The sequence below is a fragment of the Fibrobacter sp. genome, from assembly GCF_017545445.1.
Taxonomy (GTDB): Bacteria; Fibrobacterota; Fibrobacteria; order Fibrobacterales; family Fibrobacteraceae; genus Fibrobacter.
In genome coordinates, this window is the sequence record NZ_JAFWOM010000136.1 from 1 (window position 1) to 16,922 (window position 16,922).

The window sequence follows — 16,922 nt, forward strand, 5'->3', positions numbered from 1 at the left end:
ATTAAATTGGCGAGAGCCTTTCTAACCGTGTTTTCGGGGACGCTGACTTGCGCGTTTTTCCCGAAGAAATTCCTAAGGGTTGCTGATATATAAATTCTCACTTTTTTCTCCGTACATTAAAAAGTGGTTGTTCCGTACAAATTTTCCCACAATAGTTGTAGGATTTTTTCGTGCTGAAATATAGAACGTAAAAACGCGTTTGTCCAATACTTAATTTTTATGTAGAGTTATTGATTTTCTTTATAACCAAACGGTTTTTTGCGAGATTCCTTATAACGCTCCACGCAGCATTGTCATTCTGGAGGGCTAATGCAGATGCTACTTCTTGAACAAGTCCGAATGTGTTCCCATGCGGACCATTTCCAGAATTAGTTCGTTTTCGTGAATGCGCTAAACTGGGCGAGTTTGTAATCTTTCTTGAACTGGTTTATGAACCGTAAATCAAGCATTCAATGCCGCCATGAAATCGCTGCTATTCTTGTAAACGGGGCTGAAATTTTTCCCGACTAAAAACGCAAGTTTTGGACACTTTCGGCTTTGAAATGTTCTGCTTGAAAGGGGCTTAGGGAGGCTTTTATTGACCTATTGCGGCTGTTAGAAGTTATATTTCCATTGACATATTGAATTAGCAGAAAGGTGTGTGTAATGAAAAAATTGTATTTGGCTTTTGCTATAGCGACTTATGCGGCGTTCCTTCTTGCAGCTTGCGGCAGTTCTAGCGGCTCAGATTCAAATGACAATGTATTTAGCGATGCCGATGTTGAAGTAGATTCCTATAAGGATCTTCCATCGTGTTCTGAAAAAAGCGATGGAAAAACAGCTTACGTTATAGATAAGAACCAAGCCTATGTTTGCAAAAATGGCAAATGGAAAGAGGATGAATCTTCTGTAGAAATAAAAAGTTCTAGCAGTAGTAAACAAGAAAATAAATTGTCGTCTTCTCATTCCGAAGAAGATGACCCGTCTTCTTATGTCTCGGAAAAAACTGTCTCTATTAAGAATAAGACTATTAGCGGACTAGCACAGAAAGGACCCTTTAAAGCTGGTTCCGTTGTTGATATTTTCGAACTTGAATTGGACGGAAAGACCTTTGCCCAGACGGGTAAAAGCTTTACTGGAAAAGTGTCTAACGATAGTGGTTTTTTCAAAATATCGAACGTTTCGCTAAAAAGCCAATATGCTTTGCTCAGGGTAACGGGGTATTTTAAGAGTGAAATCAATGGCGAAAGTGTCCATGCGACCTTGACTGCAGTAACGGACTTGAGCAAACGTGATAATGTAAACGTGAACATCCTTACGCATCTGGAATATGATCGTGTGCTTTATCTGCTTGGCAAGGGGATGAACTTTACATCGGCTAAGAAACAGGCTGAACGCGAGGTATTGGCTGCATTTGGAATTGAAGGAAAATTCAAAAATACAGAAGATATGAATGTGTTCGGCGAATCAGAGTCGGATGTCGCTCTTGTAGCCATTAGTAAGATGCTTCTTGCTGGAAAAGACAAGGGGATGAATCGCAATGAAGAAGACTTGACTGGAATATTGGCTGAAATAGCGACAGACCTTGAAGAAGATGGCGAGTGGAAAAATATCGGTGGTACGAATAATTCTCCTGGTGATTATTGCCCTTGGGATAATAAGTGGCAAATAGCCAAACGGGCTCAACGTACGATGGACTTTGTTAATGACGATGAAAATAGATGTGGCTGTAGTGAAGATGATCGTGTTTGTCGAAAAATATGCCACTTTGTACAATCTTGGGAAAATGTAGGGAGGTATTGTACATCGTCTATTGAAGATGAAGTGCTTTGTGAGTGGAGTTCTGACCATAGGAATGTTGGAGGGGTCTGTTCAAAATATTCTCGTTGCCGGGATGGCGAATGGATTTGTATGTCTCAGAAAGAAGCTGATACATATAAGTGGTCCAAAGGAAAGGATGGTGAAATAAAGAAGGGGAATGAAACGGGTGTGTATTACATGTATGATGCGGAATTAGGTATGTGGCGAAAAGCGACGGATCTGGAAATTGATACATATAAGTGGTCAAAGGGAAAGGATGGTGAAATAAAGAAAGGTGGTGAAACGGGTACGTATTACAAGTATGATACGGAACTAGGTATGTGGCGAGAAGCGACGAATCTAGAAGTTGATACATATAAGTGGTCTAATGGCAAGGATGGCGAAATAAGGAAAGGTGATGAATCGGGTACGAATTATAAGTATGATGTTGAACAAGGAATATGGCGAGAAACTACGCAATTAGATTCTATTTTGACTGCGTGCACTATGAAGCGTATTGGTAAAATTACTAAAACGAGAGAAGATGAGTCTATGTTCTATTGCTGTGGAGAAGATGGCTGGCGTGAAGCAACTGAATCCGAGCTTATGGAATGGGATACAAAGGGACTTTCTTGTAATAAAAGTGGAAAAATATTAAGTGGTAAGGAATATCCTGAAAATAAATATGTTTGTGACTCCGATACCTTCCGTGTGGCGACCGTAGTAGATTCTATGTATGACTTTGCCTGCGTCAGTTATACCAATGGAAAAACTTCTGAACGCAAAGCTGCTATCCATACTTATACTTGTGAAAATAATTCCTGGAAAATGAATGATGACTGGTCGACGAGCAATTGTGCTAAGGATGGTTCCGTTCAGGAACTTGTCTATGATGAAATAGATTCGAAGAAATGCTTTGTCTGTGATGCGGATACCTTCAGAGTGGCTACGAAACAGGATTCTTCGAATGTGTCGTTCGGCGGTTTTACATGTGCTAGTTATACAGAAAATGTGAGTGTAGGTGGTTTTAGTTGCTCAGATGGGATTGTTTATGGAATTTTGAAGGATTCCCGTGATGGTCAAACCTATAAGACCGTTAAAATTGGTACTCAGATTTGGATGGCGGAAAATTTGAATTTCGATTATAAGGTTGATGGTTCTTCTTATGGTTCTTATTCCAATACAGGGTGCAATACTTGTGGTCATTATTATACGTGGGCTGCGGCAATGGATTCTGCTGGAATATATTCTGAAAATGGTATGGGTTGCGGTTTCGGTAAGACCTGCACTGTAAAGTTCCCGGTAAGGGGAATCTGTCCCGAAGGCTGGCAGATTCCATCATTCTACGATTGGGGGGGGGACGATTGGGATATGTTGTATTTGGCGATGGATTCGTCGCCTTATGCTATGCAGGCAAAAGGATTTGTCGATTGGTCTAATGCAATCGATGACTACGGTTTCTCTGCCCTTCCTGCTGGTTTCTATTACGATGGCAGCTTCTATGCTGTTGGTGTGTTCACTGCCTTTTGGAGTGCTGAGGAGTATGATGGCAGCAATGTCTTCTACTGGGGTGTGGAGGCGGACGATGCGTACCTAGACGACAATGGTTATAAGATTTACGGTTATTCAGTTCGTTGCGTCAAGGACTAGCAGGTTGCCAACCGCCAAGGGCGGTAGGCAACGGGGCTGTCGTATGGTTGTGTACCTGTGCTCCTTCAAATCTTAAATCTGATTGATTTGATAAAATTTGTTAAAGAAAAAATTAAGGTTGAAATATGATTCAGGAATATACTGTAGAAGTAGATGGAAAACATATTCTTTTTGTAGATGACATTGATGATCAATTGGACGTGTCTTCATTTGAAATAATGATGGATTTTATTCCTGTTTTTTATGCTTATAAGTATCATTCGGTTGGGGAATACAAAACAAATTTGGTTTCTGTTTCAAATATTTGTAGTGTTCTCAGTTCATTTTATACAACATTAAAAAAAGAAATCCCAATTGTTAGGGAATTGACTAAAGAAAAGAACATTAAAGCATATGAAAAATGGCTGCAAAATTGCTGGAAACAAATTACGGAACTCAATGAGAATATTTATGATTTCAAAATATTGGAACCAATGCTACAAAAATTTGAGAGAACCCTTCAAGACTTTCGACCTTTATTTAATACCTTTTTGTGGAATTATATTACGAACAATTATGGGATGTTTTTTGAAAAGATGCAACTGAAAAGTACAAATATATCTGTTGCATATATGAAAAGACGATTCCTTTATTGGATGGTGTATAAGTAAGAATTGTTTTTTTTAGAAGAAAGAGGTGTGGAGGTATATCGTCGCTTTGCGAATGCGAATCAAATTTACTATAAAATGAATTCTGGTAATTCGTTGAATTTTGTATTTTCGTTGACTTTAAATAATAATGTTGTTGAAAATAATGTTTTTAGTTTGTGCAAAAAATTAGCGTATACGGCTAAGCATATTCCTGATATAAAGTATGCTACTGAATTGGATGATTTTTTTAATGATTCAAAAAAGTGTATATCTTGTAAGGATGTTGGTAAATTCAAAAAGGTAAAGAAAGGTACGGGATGTTTTGCTATAATGACGGATGCGTCAAATAATCTCTACTATGCATTGAGTGGAGAAAAAAATAACGAACATAATTTTGATAAACTTTGTCAAGCAATAGAGCAAAATGTCTTTGTTGGACAAAACTCTGTTCGTTGTATGGTTTCTGATAATATGGTTTGTTATGAATTGGTTCCAATGATGGATGGTTCTGTCTTTGCCTATAGACCATTGCTTTTCTGCGAAAAGAACGGAATTGATGACGGAATGTATGGATGCTGTGAAAGAAAAATTTTAGCAAATCCCAGTGTTCACGAAAAAAATACTTTTTTCATTCGCTGGGCGCCATGTTCTAAATGTAGACCAGCTCTTTTGAATCGGTATGAAAAAATTTATGCATTTGAAGAAAGTAGTAAGAATTCTGCAAATTATGATTCAACTCAAATGAATGAATATACGATTGAATTGAATGGTAACTTTATCTGTAAAAGTGTATGAAATTTTGCTATTAAGTTAAAAGGAAAAAATGAATTATGGAAAAATTTTTCATTTCGATTATATTGCTGATGGTGTTGGTCTTTTCCGCTTGCGGTGACGATTCCGGCACAACGTCGGAGCTTTCTGCAAAACTCAGTAATGCCGACATGGAAGTGGACTCCTATAGCCAGTTGCCATCGTGTGCTGAAAAGCACGAGGGCAAGACAGCATATGTTGCCGACCAGGATCAGGGTTACATCTGCCAAGGTGGTGAATGGATCGAGGATGATAACGCTGTAAAAGCGTACAGTTCTAGCAGCGAAAAATCTTCATCATCCGAAAAGAATTCAGATAAAAATAGCGAATTGATTAAAATTGTCGCCCCAAGCGATGTGATTGAGGGTACTGTGACCGATACCCGCGACGGCAAAATCTACAAAACAGTAACCATCGGCACGCAGACCTGGATGGCGGAAAACCTTGCTTACGAATACAAGGTGAATGACAATGCGTATCGTGATTATGGTGATGATGAACATGGTCCGCATTATATTTGGTCCGTTGTTATGGACAGTGCTGCCGTGCTCAGTACGAATGGTGAAGGCTGTGGTTACAGTAAGGAATGTATGCCGAGTAAGACCGTACGTGGAATTTGTCCTGAAGGTTGGCATGTCCCTGCATCTGAGGAGTGGCTAGTTCTCTACAAAGCCGTTGGAAAGAATCCCTATGCATTGCAGATAGAGGGAATTGAAAAATGGGCGGATGCCACGGATGCTTTTGCTTTTTCTGCATATCCAGCCGGCGGTGGTTATTCTCGGACGAACTTTATTGACGAAAGTGCGTATTTTTGGACTTCTTCAGAGTGTGGTAGCAGCGAGGCTACGCTTTGGTATATGGCAAAAGACGAGGCCGATATCTATGATGCTACAAAAAGGTTCGGAGCTTCCCTTCGTTGTGTGCGTGATGATTCTGAACCAAAAGTAAAACCTTCGTGCATTGCAAGAAAAGTGTCTTCTGATAATTCTAGCGTTAAAACATCCAAGCCCGTTAAGGGAACGTTGACCGATTCTCGCGATGGTCAAACTTACAAGACAGTGAAAATAGGTAACCAAACATGGATGGCTGAAAACTTGAATTTTGATTACAAGATAGATGGAAAGAGTTTCGGTGTATATTATGCCGATAGCGTAAAGGAGTTCGGGCGTTATTACAATCTGGCAGCCTCTATGGATAGTGCAGCTGTGTTTTCTACAAATGGAAAGGGGTGTGGAGTTCCTGTATTGGAACAGTGTGACCGCAAAACTGAACCAGGTTGTAAATCTCATTATATTTTCTGTGAAACCGTTTACCCAGTTCGTGGTGTTTGCCCAGAGGGATGGCATTTACCTGATACAACTGAATGGAGACAATTGTTTAAAGAGGTGGGTGAATCTGCATATGCTCTCGAAGCCGTGGGGAATAATCGGTGGCCTGACGCTACAGATGAATATGGCTTTTCTGCATTAGCTGCAGGAGTATATTGGCTAAGTGGTGGTTTTGGTCAGGTTTCTGATGTGGGGTCTGCTGCCCTCTTTAGTACATCGACTCAGGGACATCGTTGGCTTATTTGTGCACCTTGCGGTCTTGTGGATGATGGCTCTCTTATTGCAAATGGGCTTGGTGCTGATTTTCAAAGCGATTATTCTGGCTATCACTCAGTACGTTGTGTCAAGGATTATGAGTAGAAAATTTTAAAGGTAAATTACACGCTATTTCGCGTATAGCTTTTCACGTCCACCACGCCTTGGGTGGATACGGATAAAATGGTGTAAACGAGTCCCGGCACCATGTATTTGATGTCTTCATCCGAAAGGATGGCTTTGCAATCCGGGTGAGAGTGGTAAAAACCGACGATTTCAAGACCGCGACTTTCGAGCTCGCGTTCGATGTTGTAAAGAAATAGCGGGTCGATGCTGAAATGGGTGGCTTCTTCTCCGCCCTGAGTTTGGTTGGATGCTTCGCGAATTTCGGTGACCTCGATTTCACCCCTTTCGGACTTTTTCCCAACCAAAATGCCGCAGCATTCACTTGGGTATGCTTTTTTTGCGGCTAAAGCCATTTGTTCTGAAACTATTTTACTAAATTTGGTTGTCAAAATCTTCTCCTGTAAGAAGTGCCCCCAGAGTCGGAATTTCACAAGGACCCCAGGGGCACCGTTTGTACGGAGATTCAAAAAGAGCGCCTTCGCTATTGAGCGGAGCGCTTTTTAATTACTCAATCACCAAGCCTTCGTTCGTGGCGTTGTCGCCTTCGATATGGAACGAATTGAGTACCGGATTTTCGCGGTCCATCAGCGAAAGAATCAAGTAGCTTGCCTTGCTGTCGAAAGCGAGGCGTTTGTCTTCTTGCGACGGACGCGACGGGGACTCGGGATGAGAATGCCAGTTGCCAAGCGGGGAAAGGCCGTTTTGACGCATATCCTTGATGGCAGCCAAGTGTTCTTTGGGGTCAAGCGAAAAGTGCTCATTGGAATGGTCTATATTCGTGAGCAAGTAAACCTTTTCAATATGCTTGTCGTTCCCCTCGATTTTCCCGGCAATCAGCCCGCAAGCCTCTTCAGGGAGGTTCTTCTGGGCATGCTCCAGGATTTTTTGATATTCAGTTTTTGGTAATGTTATCATTGAAATTCCTTTTTGTGCTCTGTCGTTCCACTTCGTAGCTTGACGGATTCGCCTCGGCAATGTTAGCCCATAAATGGCTATCGCTGCTCTCGGCTCCCAAGTCATTCTCGACCGTAGGGAGGGAATCCAGTGCTTGTTCCCGTTGCGATTGTAAAACGAGAAATTATGGTTCCCGTCGCAAATGTAGGAACAAGAAATAATGGTTCCCCTACGCTTCGCTTCGAGGATGACAGCTCCAGGATGACGCATTCGTGTCACTTCCTACCGTCTACTTCCTACTTCCGACTCGCTTAGTGCTTCATCTCGCAAACGGCTTGTTCATAATCAATCAGATGATCGATTGTCGGGTGGGTGCCGCAAACCGCGCAATCGTCCGTGCGCGTCGGGAGCTTGATCTTGCGGAATTCCATCGTGAGTGCATTGTAGGTGAGCAAGTAGCCCGTGAGCAAATTGCCGACACCGAGAATGTACTTGACAGCTTCCATCGCCTGGAGGCTGCCGATAACACCGCCCATAGCGCCGATCACGCCTGCCTGTTTGCAAGTCGGCACGGCATCTTTCGGAGGGGGTTCCTTGAAGACGCAGCGGTAGCACGGACCTTGACCCGGAACGTACGTCATGAGCTGACCCTGGAAGCGGATGATGCCCGCGTGAGAGAACGGCTTCTTGGCCATGACGCATGCGTCGTTGATGAGGAATTTTGCCGGGAAGTTGTCGGTTCCGTCAATGATAAAATCGTAATCCTTGATGAGGTCCATGATGTTTTCGCTAGTGACGAACGTGTGGTACGTAATCACCTTGACATCCGGGTTCATCGCTTCCATCGTTTCCTTGGCGGACTGCACCTTGGGCTTGCCCACATCCTTTGTTGCATGTATTATCTGGCGCTGCAAATTGGAAAGGTCAACGACATCGGCATCGGCGATGCCAATGGTGCCAACGCCTGCTGCGGCGAGGTACATGGCGACAGGAGCACCGAGACCACCAGCGCCAATGACGAGTACTTTAGCGTTCAAAAGCTTCTTCTGGCCCTTCGCACCCACTTCCTTGAGGATGATGTGGCGGGAATAGCGTTCGAGTTGTTCGTTAGTAAATGCCATTAGCAGCCACCTCCCATGAAGTAGAGGAATTCGACGTTGTCGCCGTCCTTGAGAGCGGTAGTTGCGAAATTTCCGTTTTCGACAAATTCATCGTTCACGGAAACGGTCACGTATTGCGGCGTTTCGACCTTTTCCTGTTCAATGAGTTCTGCGACGGTGAGGCCGTCTTTAACTTCTTTTTTGTTTCCTGCAACAGTAATATACATGTTTGAAATTCCTTTTTGTTAAATGTTTTCGCTGTCATCCCGGATTTATTCCGGGATCGCCTTTTTACTTAATCCCCGACTTTCTTCACAAACAGCGTAAAGGTTCCGTCCTGGTTGTCGTCGAGCTTGAGGATTTCGTGGCCTTCTTCCTTGAGGCTGCGCGGCACGTTTTGCACCGGTTCGCCGTCATTCAGGCGGATGGCGAGAATTTGGCCTTCGTCAAGTTCTTCGATGGCGACTTTAGCCTTGACAAATGTAGTGGGGCATTTGACGTCGGTAACGTCAACGGTATCGTCAATTTTGAATTCTTCTGACATTTATTTATCTCCGTACTTTAATTTTGATGCTAAATATAGAACGCGTTTTTTACTTTGTCCAATACTTATTTTTTATGCTGAGTTATTGATTTTTTTTATATGGTTGTTGGTCAATAGTTAATGGTTGTTGGTTGATAGTTACGAAATCTGCTTTATAGCTTGTTCAAAATCTCCTTTGAGGTCTTCAATATCTTCGATGCCTACGCTAATTCGAACCGTTCCTTCGAACACGCCTGCGTTTTCTTTTTGCTCTTTGGTGGCGTGCGTGAAAATTGTGCTTTCCGGGTGGATGACGAGCGTGCGCAAGTCTCCAATGTTCGTGGCAATCGTGGCGTATTTCAAGTTGTTGATGAGCTTGAAAGCCTTTTTCTTGGAGCCTGCGTCAATCGAAATGATGGCGCCGCCCTTGCCGTTGAACTGTTTTTGAACAAGGTCGTAATAGGGGTTCCCTTTCAAAGCGGGGTAGTTGACCTTGATACCTTCGAAACCTTGCAAAAATTCTGCGAGCTGCAAGGCGTTATCGCAAAGGCGTTCCATGCGGAGGCCGAGAGTTTCTAGACCGAGCGAATTGAGAAATGCCGTAGCGGGTGCGATACAACAGCCGATGTTGCGCCAGACTCCGTTGCGGAGCTTCGCGAGGTAAGCGAATTTGCCAAAACGTTTGTATTCTTCGAATCCCTTGTAGCGTGCCGGATCCCATTTGAATTTGCCGCTGTCAACGATAATGCCGCTAATCGCACTTCCGTTCCCGTTGATGTACTTCGAAGAGGAATGCACGACAATGTCGGCTCCAAATTCAAAAGGACGTACAAGGTAAGGGGTGGCTGTCGTGCTATCGACAATGAACGGGACGCCATTTTCGTGGGCGACATCAGCGACGCTCTGCAAATCGACAACGTTCAGTTTCGGGTTGCCGATAAGTTCTGTGAATACAGCTTTCGTTTTTTCGCTCAGCTGCTGCCTGACGTTTTCTGCTGTGACTTCCGAGACAAAGCGCGTCTTGATGCCGAATGCTTCCAAATCGTGGAACAAGTCAATCGTGCCGCCAAACAAAGCCGTGCTTGCGATAACTTCATCGCCTGCCTGTAAAATGTTCAAAAGCGAAAGCGTTACTGCCGCCATGCCCGAAGAGCAAGCGACCGCTCCGATGCCTTTTTCGAGTGATGAAATGCGGCGTTCAAAGGAGTCTGTTGTTGGATTTCCGATACGGGTGTATGCAAAACCAGGTGCCCTGTTGTTGAAAACTGCTTCGAGTTTTTCGGCAGATTCCTGCGAAAAGGCGCTCACCTGGTAAATAGGTGTCAGTGTCGATCCCGAATTTTTTTCACTTCCAAAATTATGATGCAATAAAGCCGTATTAAAATCCATTCAACATTCTCCGTACATATTCCTATAAAATTTGTAGGCAAATATAGAACGCGAACATGTAATTGTCAAATACTAATTTTATATGGCTTTTTATAGATTTTGTCTATATGTGGAGGGGAATGCTCACTCATTTAGAGTGGGGGAAAACTGTAATTTTGTTTTTATTTGTACTTTCCAATGTTTCGAGAGCAAGCAATTATCATTGGGAAAGAACTCGTGCGGAGCAAACTTTTAGGCCGCAATTTAAGCGGCGGATTTTTTCTTGAAAAAGTTTTTGAGCCTCTTTATACCTTCGACACCCAAAATGGAAAGTCCGCTGTACTGAAAAAGTTTGGCAAGTCCAAACAGCACGACCCAAAGCACGCCTTTCGCTTCTGCAGAAATGGGGAGAGCCATTTGCGCAAAAGACAATATGTAAAAGGGGATGCAGAGTAAAAAAACGATTATACCCGTTCTGAACGAAAAACTTTGCAGTTTTTTTACAATTCTGTCTTTTGTTTCTGTCAAAAATTTTTTCATAGCTGAAATACCTGAGTATAAAAGATATTTCTTTTTCCTATATATTCAAGGGAAATTTCAAAAATTATTAAAAAGTATGGTTTAAATCGACGTGAAAAACGCTCCGAAAAATCGGAGCGTTCTGTGTTTTGCTTTTTTTGGATTTTTAAATGACGACGACGGGTTCACGAAGGGATTTGTTCTCAAGCAAAAAAGCGTTTTCGCCTACGGTCACAAAGAGGCGGTAGATGAAAACATCGACTTTTTCGCCCACGGCAATGGCGGCTTCATCGAAACTGCGGCGTGCCGTAAGCGTTTCCCCGTTGACGAGTGCTGTAATCTCGATGCCGCTCCCGCGGAATGCAACGTCCGTCACGACGCCTTCTTCGGCGGAGTTCTTGAATTTCTGGACTTCGTTTTTCTTGGTGACCTTGACGAATTCCGGGCGGACTATTGCCTGCTCGACATTCGGGACGGTGTCAAAGCTGTGGAACTTGTTGTAGTCCTTGAATATGCTCGGCTGCCCGAAGAACGAGGCGACGAAAGCGGTTTTCGGCTTGCTGTAAACGTCAAGCGGCTTGCCGATTTGATCGATGCGGCCTTTGTTCGTGATGATAATTTCGTCCGCGACTTCGATGGCTTCGTCTTGGTCATGAGTCACGAAAATGCTTGTAACGCCAAGTTTTGCGATCATCTCCTTGAGCCAGTGGCGGAGCTCCTGGCGGACTTTTGCGTCGATGGCGGCGAAGGGTTCGTCCAGCAAAAGCAATTGCGGGTTCGGTGCGAGGGCGCGGGCGAATGCGACACGCTGGCGCTGGCCGCCCGAAAGCTGGCTCGGGTAGCGGCTTTCGAGACCTTCCAGGCCGATGAGCTTTACCAGTTCGGCAACGCGTTCCTTAATTTCGTTTTCGCTTTTCTTGAGCACGCGAAGGCCAAATGCAATGTTTTCGAAAACGGTCATGTAGCGGAAAAGGGCGTAGCTTTGGAACACAAAGCCGATGCCACGTTTGCTTGCAGGGACGTTGTTTATGACTTTTCCGTCGATGATGATTTCGCCGCTGTCGGGATTTTCAAGGCCTGCAATCATGCGGAGAATCGTCGTCTTGCCAGAACCGCTCGGACCCAAGAGTCCGATGAGCTTGCCTTTTTCGATGCCGAAAGATACGTTGTCTGATGCTTTAAAACTACCGAAATGCTTGTTGATGTTTTTTAATTCTACGTACATAAAAACTCCTTTTATATTTTCTTTCGACCTCTATATTCAATCACGCTTCGTGCAATCAAAATGACAATGGCGAGCATCACAAGGATTGACGAAACTGCAAAAGCTGGCACGTACTGGAATTCGTTGAAGAGAATTTCGACATGCAAGGGGAGGGTGTTCGTCTTTCCGCGCAAGTGCCCTGAAATCACGGATACCGCACCGAATTCACCCATGGCACGGGCGGCACAAAGTACCACGCCGTACAGAAATGCCCACTTGATGTGCGGAAATGTAATCTTGCGGAAAATGGTCCAACCTTTAGCACCCATCAGTGCTGCGGCTTCTTCCTCGTCGTTTCCGCGGGCTTCGAGCACGGGAATCAGCTCGCGTGAAATGAACGGGAACGTGACAAAAATCGTCGCTAGTACAATGCCCGGCACCGCAAAGACAATCTTGATGTCCCAATCTTGCAATAGCGGGTAAATGGGGCTTTGGCGACCGAACGTGAGCAAGAAAATAAGTCCTGCGATAATCGGCGAAACCGTTACCGGCAAGTCAATTAAAGTCGTAAGGACCTTCTTTCCCTTGAAATGGAACTTGGTGAGAGACCATGCAGCGCTCAGACCGAAAACCGTGTTGATGATTACGGCAAGTAAAGTTGCTTCGAGCGTGAGCCAGATGGCTTTAACCGTATAGTTGTCGCTCACGGCCTTTGCGTAAATGTCGAAACCCTGCTTGAACGCTTCGGCGATAACGGTAATCAGCGGGAGCAAAAGCATGAGAATCACAAAGGCGATGCTTATGCCAATCAAGGTCCACTTGACAATTTTTGATGAAGTCGTCTCTTTGTACATCAAGCGCCTCCTTTCAGAATTCTGGTGTTTCTAGTTTGTATTAAGTTCACGAGGAAAAGCGTTACAAACGAGGCGATGAGCATGACAAGCGCAATTGTCGTCGCACTCGCGTAATCGTATTCCTGAAGTTCTGACATGATAATCAGTGGTGCGATTTCTGTTTCGAAAGGCTTGTTGCCTGCGATAAACACCACGCTTCCGTATTCGCCAAGGCAGCGACCAAAAGCAAGGCCGAATCCGGTCAATGCGGCTGGCACGATTTCCGGGAAAATCACCTTCCAGAAGATGCGGCTCCTGGAGGCTCCCAGCACGCCTGCGGCTTCTTCGTAAGCGGGGTCCAGTTTTTCGAGTACAGGTTGTACCGCACGAACCACAAAAGGAATGCCGATAAACACGAGCGCAACCGTAATTCCGACTTGCGTAAACGCAATTTTGATGCCGAATTTTGCAAAGAATCCGCCAACAAGCCCGGTGTCTGCTGTGAGTGCCGTGAGGGCGATGCCTGCGACCGCTGTCGGTAACGCAAACGGAAGCTCGATCATGCCGTCGATCAGACGCTTGCACGGGAACGTGTATTTCACAAGCACCCATGCGAGCACGACGCCCATGACGGCATTGATAAGCGATGCGATAAATGCCGTCGTAAAGCTCACGCGAAAGCTTGAAAGCACGCGGTCACGCGTAACGGTTTCAATGATTTCATCAAAACTCATTTGCGCTGTAAACACCATAAGCGACGCAAGCGGAATCAGCACCACGACGCTCAAAATTGTAAGCGTGATGCCTGTAGTAAGGCCGAAACCCGGTATAACACTTCTATTTGTTCTTTTCATAGGTGTAGCCAAATTTAGAACGTGTTATTGCGTTTGTCCAATACTAAATAATTATGCTGAATTATCGTTTTTTTCTATATCAAACGAGGAACGATAGGCTCCTAAATTTTTTATTACCGATAAAATAAAAATGCTTGGCCGTATAACGTACAAAGGGAATTGAGCATGCGGTGAATGCCGGGGAATTTGTTAGTGGAAATGTCGGGGTGATCATCACTGAAAAAGGTTTGTACCAGATGCAAAAAGTGGACACTGAAAATGATTTCTAGTTGACGTATGGATTGTAAAAGTCAAGAAAAATCGCCAACAAAAAAATCCCCGCACCTAATGCGAGGATTTATGTTATGACAAATTTCACCTAGGCCCTATCGCGCTGCGCACTCCAGGGTGACACATTTTTTATGCACTTCAGGGTGACACTTTGCTTACTTCTTTTCGTAAATCTGGTCGAAAATGCCGCCGTTCGAGAAGTGCTTGCCTTGAGCCTTGTCCCAACCGCCGAAGTAGCTGATGTCAATCAGGTTCACGTTTTGGTCAAATTCCTTGTATTGGTCAAGGATAGCTTTGTTGGAGGGACGGTAGTGGTTCTTTGCGGCAATGTGCTGGCCTTCATCAGAATAGAGGTAGCTCAGGTATTCGGTAGCGAGTTCGCGGGTGCCACGCTTGTCAACAACTTTATCTACAATAGCGACAGAGGGTTCTGCCAAGATGCTCACGCTCGGGATGACGATTTCGTAATCGTTGGGGTAGTCCTTGAGCGAGAGGAATGCTTCGTTTTCCCAAGCGAGCAAAACGTCGCCTTGGCCGTTTTCGATAAACGTTGTCGTGGAGCCGCGAGCGCCTGAAGCGAGTACGAGTACGTTCTTGTAGAGTTTCTTCACGAAGTCTTTAACTTTGGCTTCGTCGCCCTTGTACTGCTTTTCTGCCCATGCCCAAGCGGCGAGATAGTTCCAGCGTGCGCCTCCGGAAGTTTTCGGGTTCGGCGTGATGACTCCGATGCCGTCTTTGACGAGGTCGCCCCAGTCCTTGAGGCCTTTCGGGTTACCCTTGCGAACGAGAAAGACGATTGTTGATGTGTAAGGAGAGCTGTTCAGCGGGAATTCCTTGACCCAACCCGGTTCGATAAGACCTGCATCGCGTACGGCGTTCACGTCGAATTCGAGGGCGAGCGTTACGACGTCGGCTTCGAGGCCGTTGGCAACTTCCAAAGCCTGCTTGCCGGAACCGCCGTGAGACTGCGTGATTTCTACATCCTTGCCGGTCTTTTCCTTCCAATGCTTTGCAAAGACTTGGTTGTAGTTCGCGTAAAGTTCGCGTGTCGGGTCGTAAGACACGTTGGTGAGTGTCTGCTTTTCAGCGGATGCAGCCTTTTCTTCGTTAGAAGAGCAAGCGGTGAAAGCGATGGAGATGAGTGCGATGGATGCAATGGTGATTTTTTTGAAATTCATGTAGAATACCTCTTTATTTAAATTTTTTGGTTGTTGTTGTTCTTGGCCATTGTAATCGGGCTTTTTTAATGTCAAACTGTTGAAAATGAGCTCCTTGTTTCAAAGAAACGCCCTCGGCAAAAATGGATCAAAGAAGCGTGAAATATGCCGAGGGCGTTCGGATTGTGCTTAGGTTATTTGATTGTTGCCGTGAATCGTGCTGCAAGTGCGACATCGGATGTTTTCTTTTCGCTGAATGCGGTCAGCTGGATCTTGGAATGGGAGCCGAGTTTCTTGATCAAGCTCACGGTCCAGGCGAGATTGTCTGCATCAGCGTTCAACTCATCGCGATGAGAGACGTATTCAAGTTCTGCATAAACGTTGTTGAAAATGCCTGCGGTGGGAATTTCAAGACCGACGAAAAACGGTACGTATTTCGTATCTTGAGCGTATTCCGACTTGATGGCGTTTGGAGCCTTGAGGTTTTCTCCATCACCGGTGGCGATAAGGGCGACTTCACCGTAGAGGCCGAAATTCTTTTGGAAGTAGTAGCTGGCGCGTGCTGCTGCACGGTGGGTGGGTTGGGCCGTGTGCTGGATGACATCAAGGGCGTTCACGCGGTAAGCGGCGCCGATTTTTGCATCACCAAACTTGAGTGTTTCTTCGATGCGGATGTAACCCGTGTTGAACTTGGAATCGTAAGTGCCGAGCAAGGCGTTGAATGTCGAAATGCCTTTTTCAAAACCAAAGGCGATAGCATCGTGCTGGTAATCGCGAGCGAGGAATCCGCGCTTGTTCAGGTGCACATCTACATAAGTACCGAAGTTACCTGCAACAGTCCAGTCTGTACGGAAACGACCGAATTGAACATTAAATTTACCGTATTCGGTGTCCCACTTGTAATTGGCGTAGTAGGTATCGGCGGAAATCTTGTCGTAGCTCTTGCCTTCGATGGTGTTGCCAAAAGCGGGGCTGAAAATGCGCAAGTTGATTACAGCTTCAAAGCTTTCTGATGTGAATTTTCCGCCAATGTTTGCACGCAAGAAGGAATTGTCAAGCGTATTGTCTGCATCGTTATCGTACAGCGACTTGATGGCCTGTGCTTGAACGTTACCGGTGAGCTTGAAGGAGCTTTCTTTTTTCTTTGAGGCTTTTTCCTTCGGTGCTTCTGCAACAGGAGCTTCTGCTTCAATCGCTGCAACGACTGGGGCGGTTTCTACAGGAACTGTGGATTCGGTGGCTGTTGCCACGGGTGCTTCTGCAGGTGCCGCAGATTCGGGGGTTGTTGCCACGGGAGCTTCTACAGGAGCTGCTGATGCGGAGGTTGTTGCCACAGGTGCTTCTGTAGGAGTTTCCGCCTTCGGAGCGTCTGCAATAGGTGCTGCATCTTGGGCGAAAACACTGGAAACAAAAAGGGATGTTGTGATGGCCGCAGCTGCGGCAAGTCTAGAAATTTTCTGATTCATTCCAAACTCCTTGTTTTGATTTTTGTTGTTCTTTTTTTTGTGCGCACAAATATAGAAGGCGTTTTTTGTTTTGTCCAATACTAAATTTTTATGCTGAGCTATTGGTTATTTTTATTATTATAAATGAATATAAAGTTATTTGTTTTATTAAATGTAA

At 44.8% G+C, this 16,922-nt stretch carries 16 protein-coding genes; 4 read left to right on the forward strand and 12 right to left on the reverse strand.

The window, feature by feature from the left end:
- Positions 1-645 precede the first annotated feature (645 nt).
- From IKG78_RS15090 to IKG78_RS15105, 4 genes are all read left to right on the forward strand, one after another.
- Positions 646-3,429, forward strand: a complete 2,784-nt coding sequence (locus IKG78_RS15090) for an FISUMP domain-containing protein (protein WP_290944960.1) — start codon at positions 646-648, stop codon at positions 3,427-3,429.
- 125 nt (positions 3,430-3,554) lie between these two features.
- The gene (locus IKG78_RS15095; RefSeq protein ID WP_290944962.1) at positions 3,555-4,079 is read left to right on the forward strand and encodes a hypothetical protein; all 525 of its coding nucleotides are present in this window, start codon (positions 3,555-3,557) and stop codon (positions 4,077-4,079) included.
- 75 nt (positions 4,080-4,154) lie between these two features.
- The gene (locus IKG78_RS15100) at positions 4,155-4,853 is read left to right on the forward strand and encodes a hypothetical protein (RefSeq protein ID WP_290944964.1); all 699 of its coding nucleotides are present in this window, start codon (positions 4,155-4,157) and stop codon (positions 4,851-4,853) included.
- A gap of 35 nt (positions 4,854-4,888) precedes the next feature.
- Complete coding sequence (locus IKG78_RS15105; RefSeq protein WP_290944966.1) at positions 4,889-6,556, forward strand: FISUMP domain-containing protein; 1,668 nt, start codon at positions 4,889-4,891, stop codon at positions 6,554-6,556.
- Between the two features lie 17 nt (positions 6,557-6,573).
- Here the strand turns inward: IKG78_RS15105 and IKG78_RS15110 are convergent, their stop codons facing one another.
- The 12 genes from IKG78_RS15110 to IKG78_RS15165 form a co-directional block, all read right to left on the reverse strand.
- The gene (locus tag IKG78_RS15110) at positions 6,574-6,930 is read right to left on the reverse strand and encodes a M67 family metallopeptidase (RefSeq protein ID WP_290944968.1); all 357 of its coding nucleotides are present in this window, start codon (positions 6,928-6,930) and stop codon (positions 6,574-6,576) included.
- A gap of 151 nt (positions 6,931-7,081) precedes the next feature.
- Complete coding sequence (locus IKG78_RS15115) at positions 7,082-7,492, reverse strand: M67 family metallopeptidase (protein ID WP_173800892.1); 411 nt, start codon at positions 7,490-7,492, stop codon at positions 7,082-7,084.
- Between the two features lie 290 nt (positions 7,493-7,782).
- Positions 7,783-8,592: a thiazole biosynthesis adenylyltransferase ThiF gene (gene thiF / locus IKG78_RS15120; protein WP_290944971.1), complete on the reverse strand. Its 810-nt coding sequence runs from the start codon at positions 8,590-8,592 to the stop codon at positions 7,783-7,785.
- Entirely contained in the window at positions 8,592-8,798 is a 207-nt protein-coding gene (thiS, locus tag IKG78_RS15125) for a sulfur carrier protein ThiS (RefSeq protein WP_290944974.1), read from the reverse strand. The genes thiF and thiS overlap by 1 nt, the downstream gene beginning before the upstream one ends.
- A gap of 68 nt (positions 8,799-8,866) precedes the next feature.
- A complete protein-coding gene (locus IKG78_RS15130) occupies positions 8,867-9,115 on the reverse strand; it encodes a sulfurtransferase TusA family protein (RefSeq protein WP_290944976.1) in 249 nt (82 codons plus the stop codon).
- A gap of 138 nt (positions 9,116-9,253) precedes the next feature.
- A complete protein-coding gene (locus IKG78_RS15135; protein WP_290944978.1) occupies positions 9,254-10,483 on the reverse strand; it encodes an aminotransferase class V-fold PLP-dependent enzyme in 1,230 nt (409 codons plus the stop codon).
- Positions 10,484-10,726: 243 nt separating this feature from the next.
- On the reverse strand, positions 10,727-11,002 hold the full coding sequence (locus IKG78_RS20430; RefSeq protein ID WP_366075591.1) for a hypothetical protein: 276 nt from the start codon (positions 11,000-11,002) through the stop codon (positions 10,727-10,729).
- A gap of 145 nt (positions 11,003-11,147) precedes the next feature.
- Positions 11,148-12,206, reverse strand: a complete 1,059-nt coding sequence (locus IKG78_RS15145; RefSeq protein WP_290944982.1) for an ABC transporter ATP-binding protein — start codon at positions 12,204-12,206, stop codon at positions 11,148-11,150.
- Between the two features lie 11 nt (positions 12,207-12,217).
- A complete protein-coding gene (gene cysW, locus IKG78_RS15150) occupies positions 12,218-13,039 on the reverse strand; it encodes a sulfate ABC transporter permease subunit CysW (protein WP_290944984.1) in 822 nt (273 codons plus the stop codon).
- A complete protein-coding gene (gene cysT / locus IKG78_RS15155; protein WP_290944986.1) occupies positions 13,039-13,872 on the reverse strand; it encodes a sulfate ABC transporter permease subunit CysT in 834 nt (277 codons plus the stop codon). Before cysT ends, cysW begins: the two co-directional genes overlap by 1 nt.
- Positions 13,873-14,297: 425 nt before the next feature.
- Entirely contained in the window at positions 14,298-15,320 is a 1,023-nt protein-coding gene (locus IKG78_RS15160; protein WP_290944988.1) for a sulfate ABC transporter substrate-binding protein, read from the reverse strand.
- Between the two features lie 173 nt (positions 15,321-15,493).
- The gene (locus IKG78_RS15165) at positions 15,494-16,765 is read right to left on the reverse strand and encodes a hypothetical protein (protein WP_290944990.1); all 1,272 of its coding nucleotides are present in this window, start codon (positions 16,763-16,765) and stop codon (positions 15,494-15,496) included.
- Positions 16,766-16,922: the final 157 nt, after the last annotated feature.

What these genes read in the sequence shown, in the direction of transcription:
- IKG78_RS15090 (WP_290944960.1), top strand. Translation starts at nt 646, where the DNA reads ATGAAAAAATTGTATTTGGCTTTTGCTATAGCGACTTATGCGGCGTTC.
- IKG78_RS15095 (WP_290944962.1), top strand. Translation starts at nt 3,555, where the DNA reads ATGATTCAGGAATATACTGTAGAAGTAGATGGAAAACATATTCTTTTT.
- IKG78_RS15100 (WP_290944964.1), top strand. Translation starts at nt 4,155, where the DNA reads ATGAATTCTGGTAATTCGTTGAATTTTGTATTTTCGTTGACTTTAAAT.
- IKG78_RS15105 (WP_290944966.1), top strand. Translation starts at nt 4,889, where the DNA reads ATGGAAAAATTTTTCATTTCGATTATATTGCTGATGGTGTTGGTCTTT.
- IKG78_RS15110 (WP_290944968.1), bottom strand. Translation starts at nt 6,930, where the DNA reads ATGGCTTTAGCCGCAAAAAAAGCATACCCAAGTGAATGCTGCGGCATT.
- IKG78_RS15115 (WP_173800892.1), bottom strand. Translation starts at nt 7,492, where the DNA reads ATGATAACATTACCAAAAACTGAATATCAAAAAATCCTGGAGCATGCC.
- thiF (WP_290944971.1), bottom strand. Translation starts at nt 8,592, where the DNA reads ATGGCATTTACTAACGAACAACTCGAACGCTATTCCCGCCACATCATC.
- thiS (WP_290944974.1), bottom strand. Translation starts at nt 8,798, where the DNA reads ATGTATATTACTGTTGCAGGAAACAAAAAAGAAGTTAAAGACGGCCTC.
- IKG78_RS15130 (WP_290944976.1), bottom strand. Translation starts at nt 9,115, where the DNA reads ATGTCAGAAGAATTCAAAATTGACGATACCGTTGACGTTACCGACGTC.
- IKG78_RS15135 (WP_290944978.1), bottom strand. Translation starts at nt 10,483, where the DNA reads ATGGATTTTAATACGGCTTTATTGCATCATAATTTTGGAAGTGAAAAA.
- IKG78_RS20430 (WP_366075591.1), bottom strand. Translation starts at nt 11,002, where the DNA reads ATGAAAAAATTTTTGACAGAAACAAAAGACAGAATTGTAAAAAAACTG.
- IKG78_RS15145 (WP_290944982.1), bottom strand. Translation starts at nt 12,206, where the DNA reads ATGTACGTAGAATTAAAAAACATCAACAAGCATTTCGGTAGTTTTAAA.
- cysW (WP_290944984.1), bottom strand. Translation starts at nt 13,039, where the DNA reads ATGTACAAAGAGACGACTTCATCAAAAATTGTCAAGTGGACCTTGATT.
- cysT (WP_290944986.1), bottom strand. Translation starts at nt 13,872, where the DNA reads ATGAAAAGAACAAATAGAAGTGTTATACCGGGTTTCGGCCTTACTACA.
- IKG78_RS15160 (WP_290944988.1), bottom strand. Translation starts at nt 15,320, where the DNA reads ATGAATTTCAAAAAAATCACCATTGCATCCATCGCACTCATCTCCATC.
- IKG78_RS15165 (WP_290944990.1), bottom strand. Translation starts at nt 16,765, where the DNA reads ATGAATCAGAAAATTTCTAGACTTGCCGCAGCTGCGGCCATCACAACA.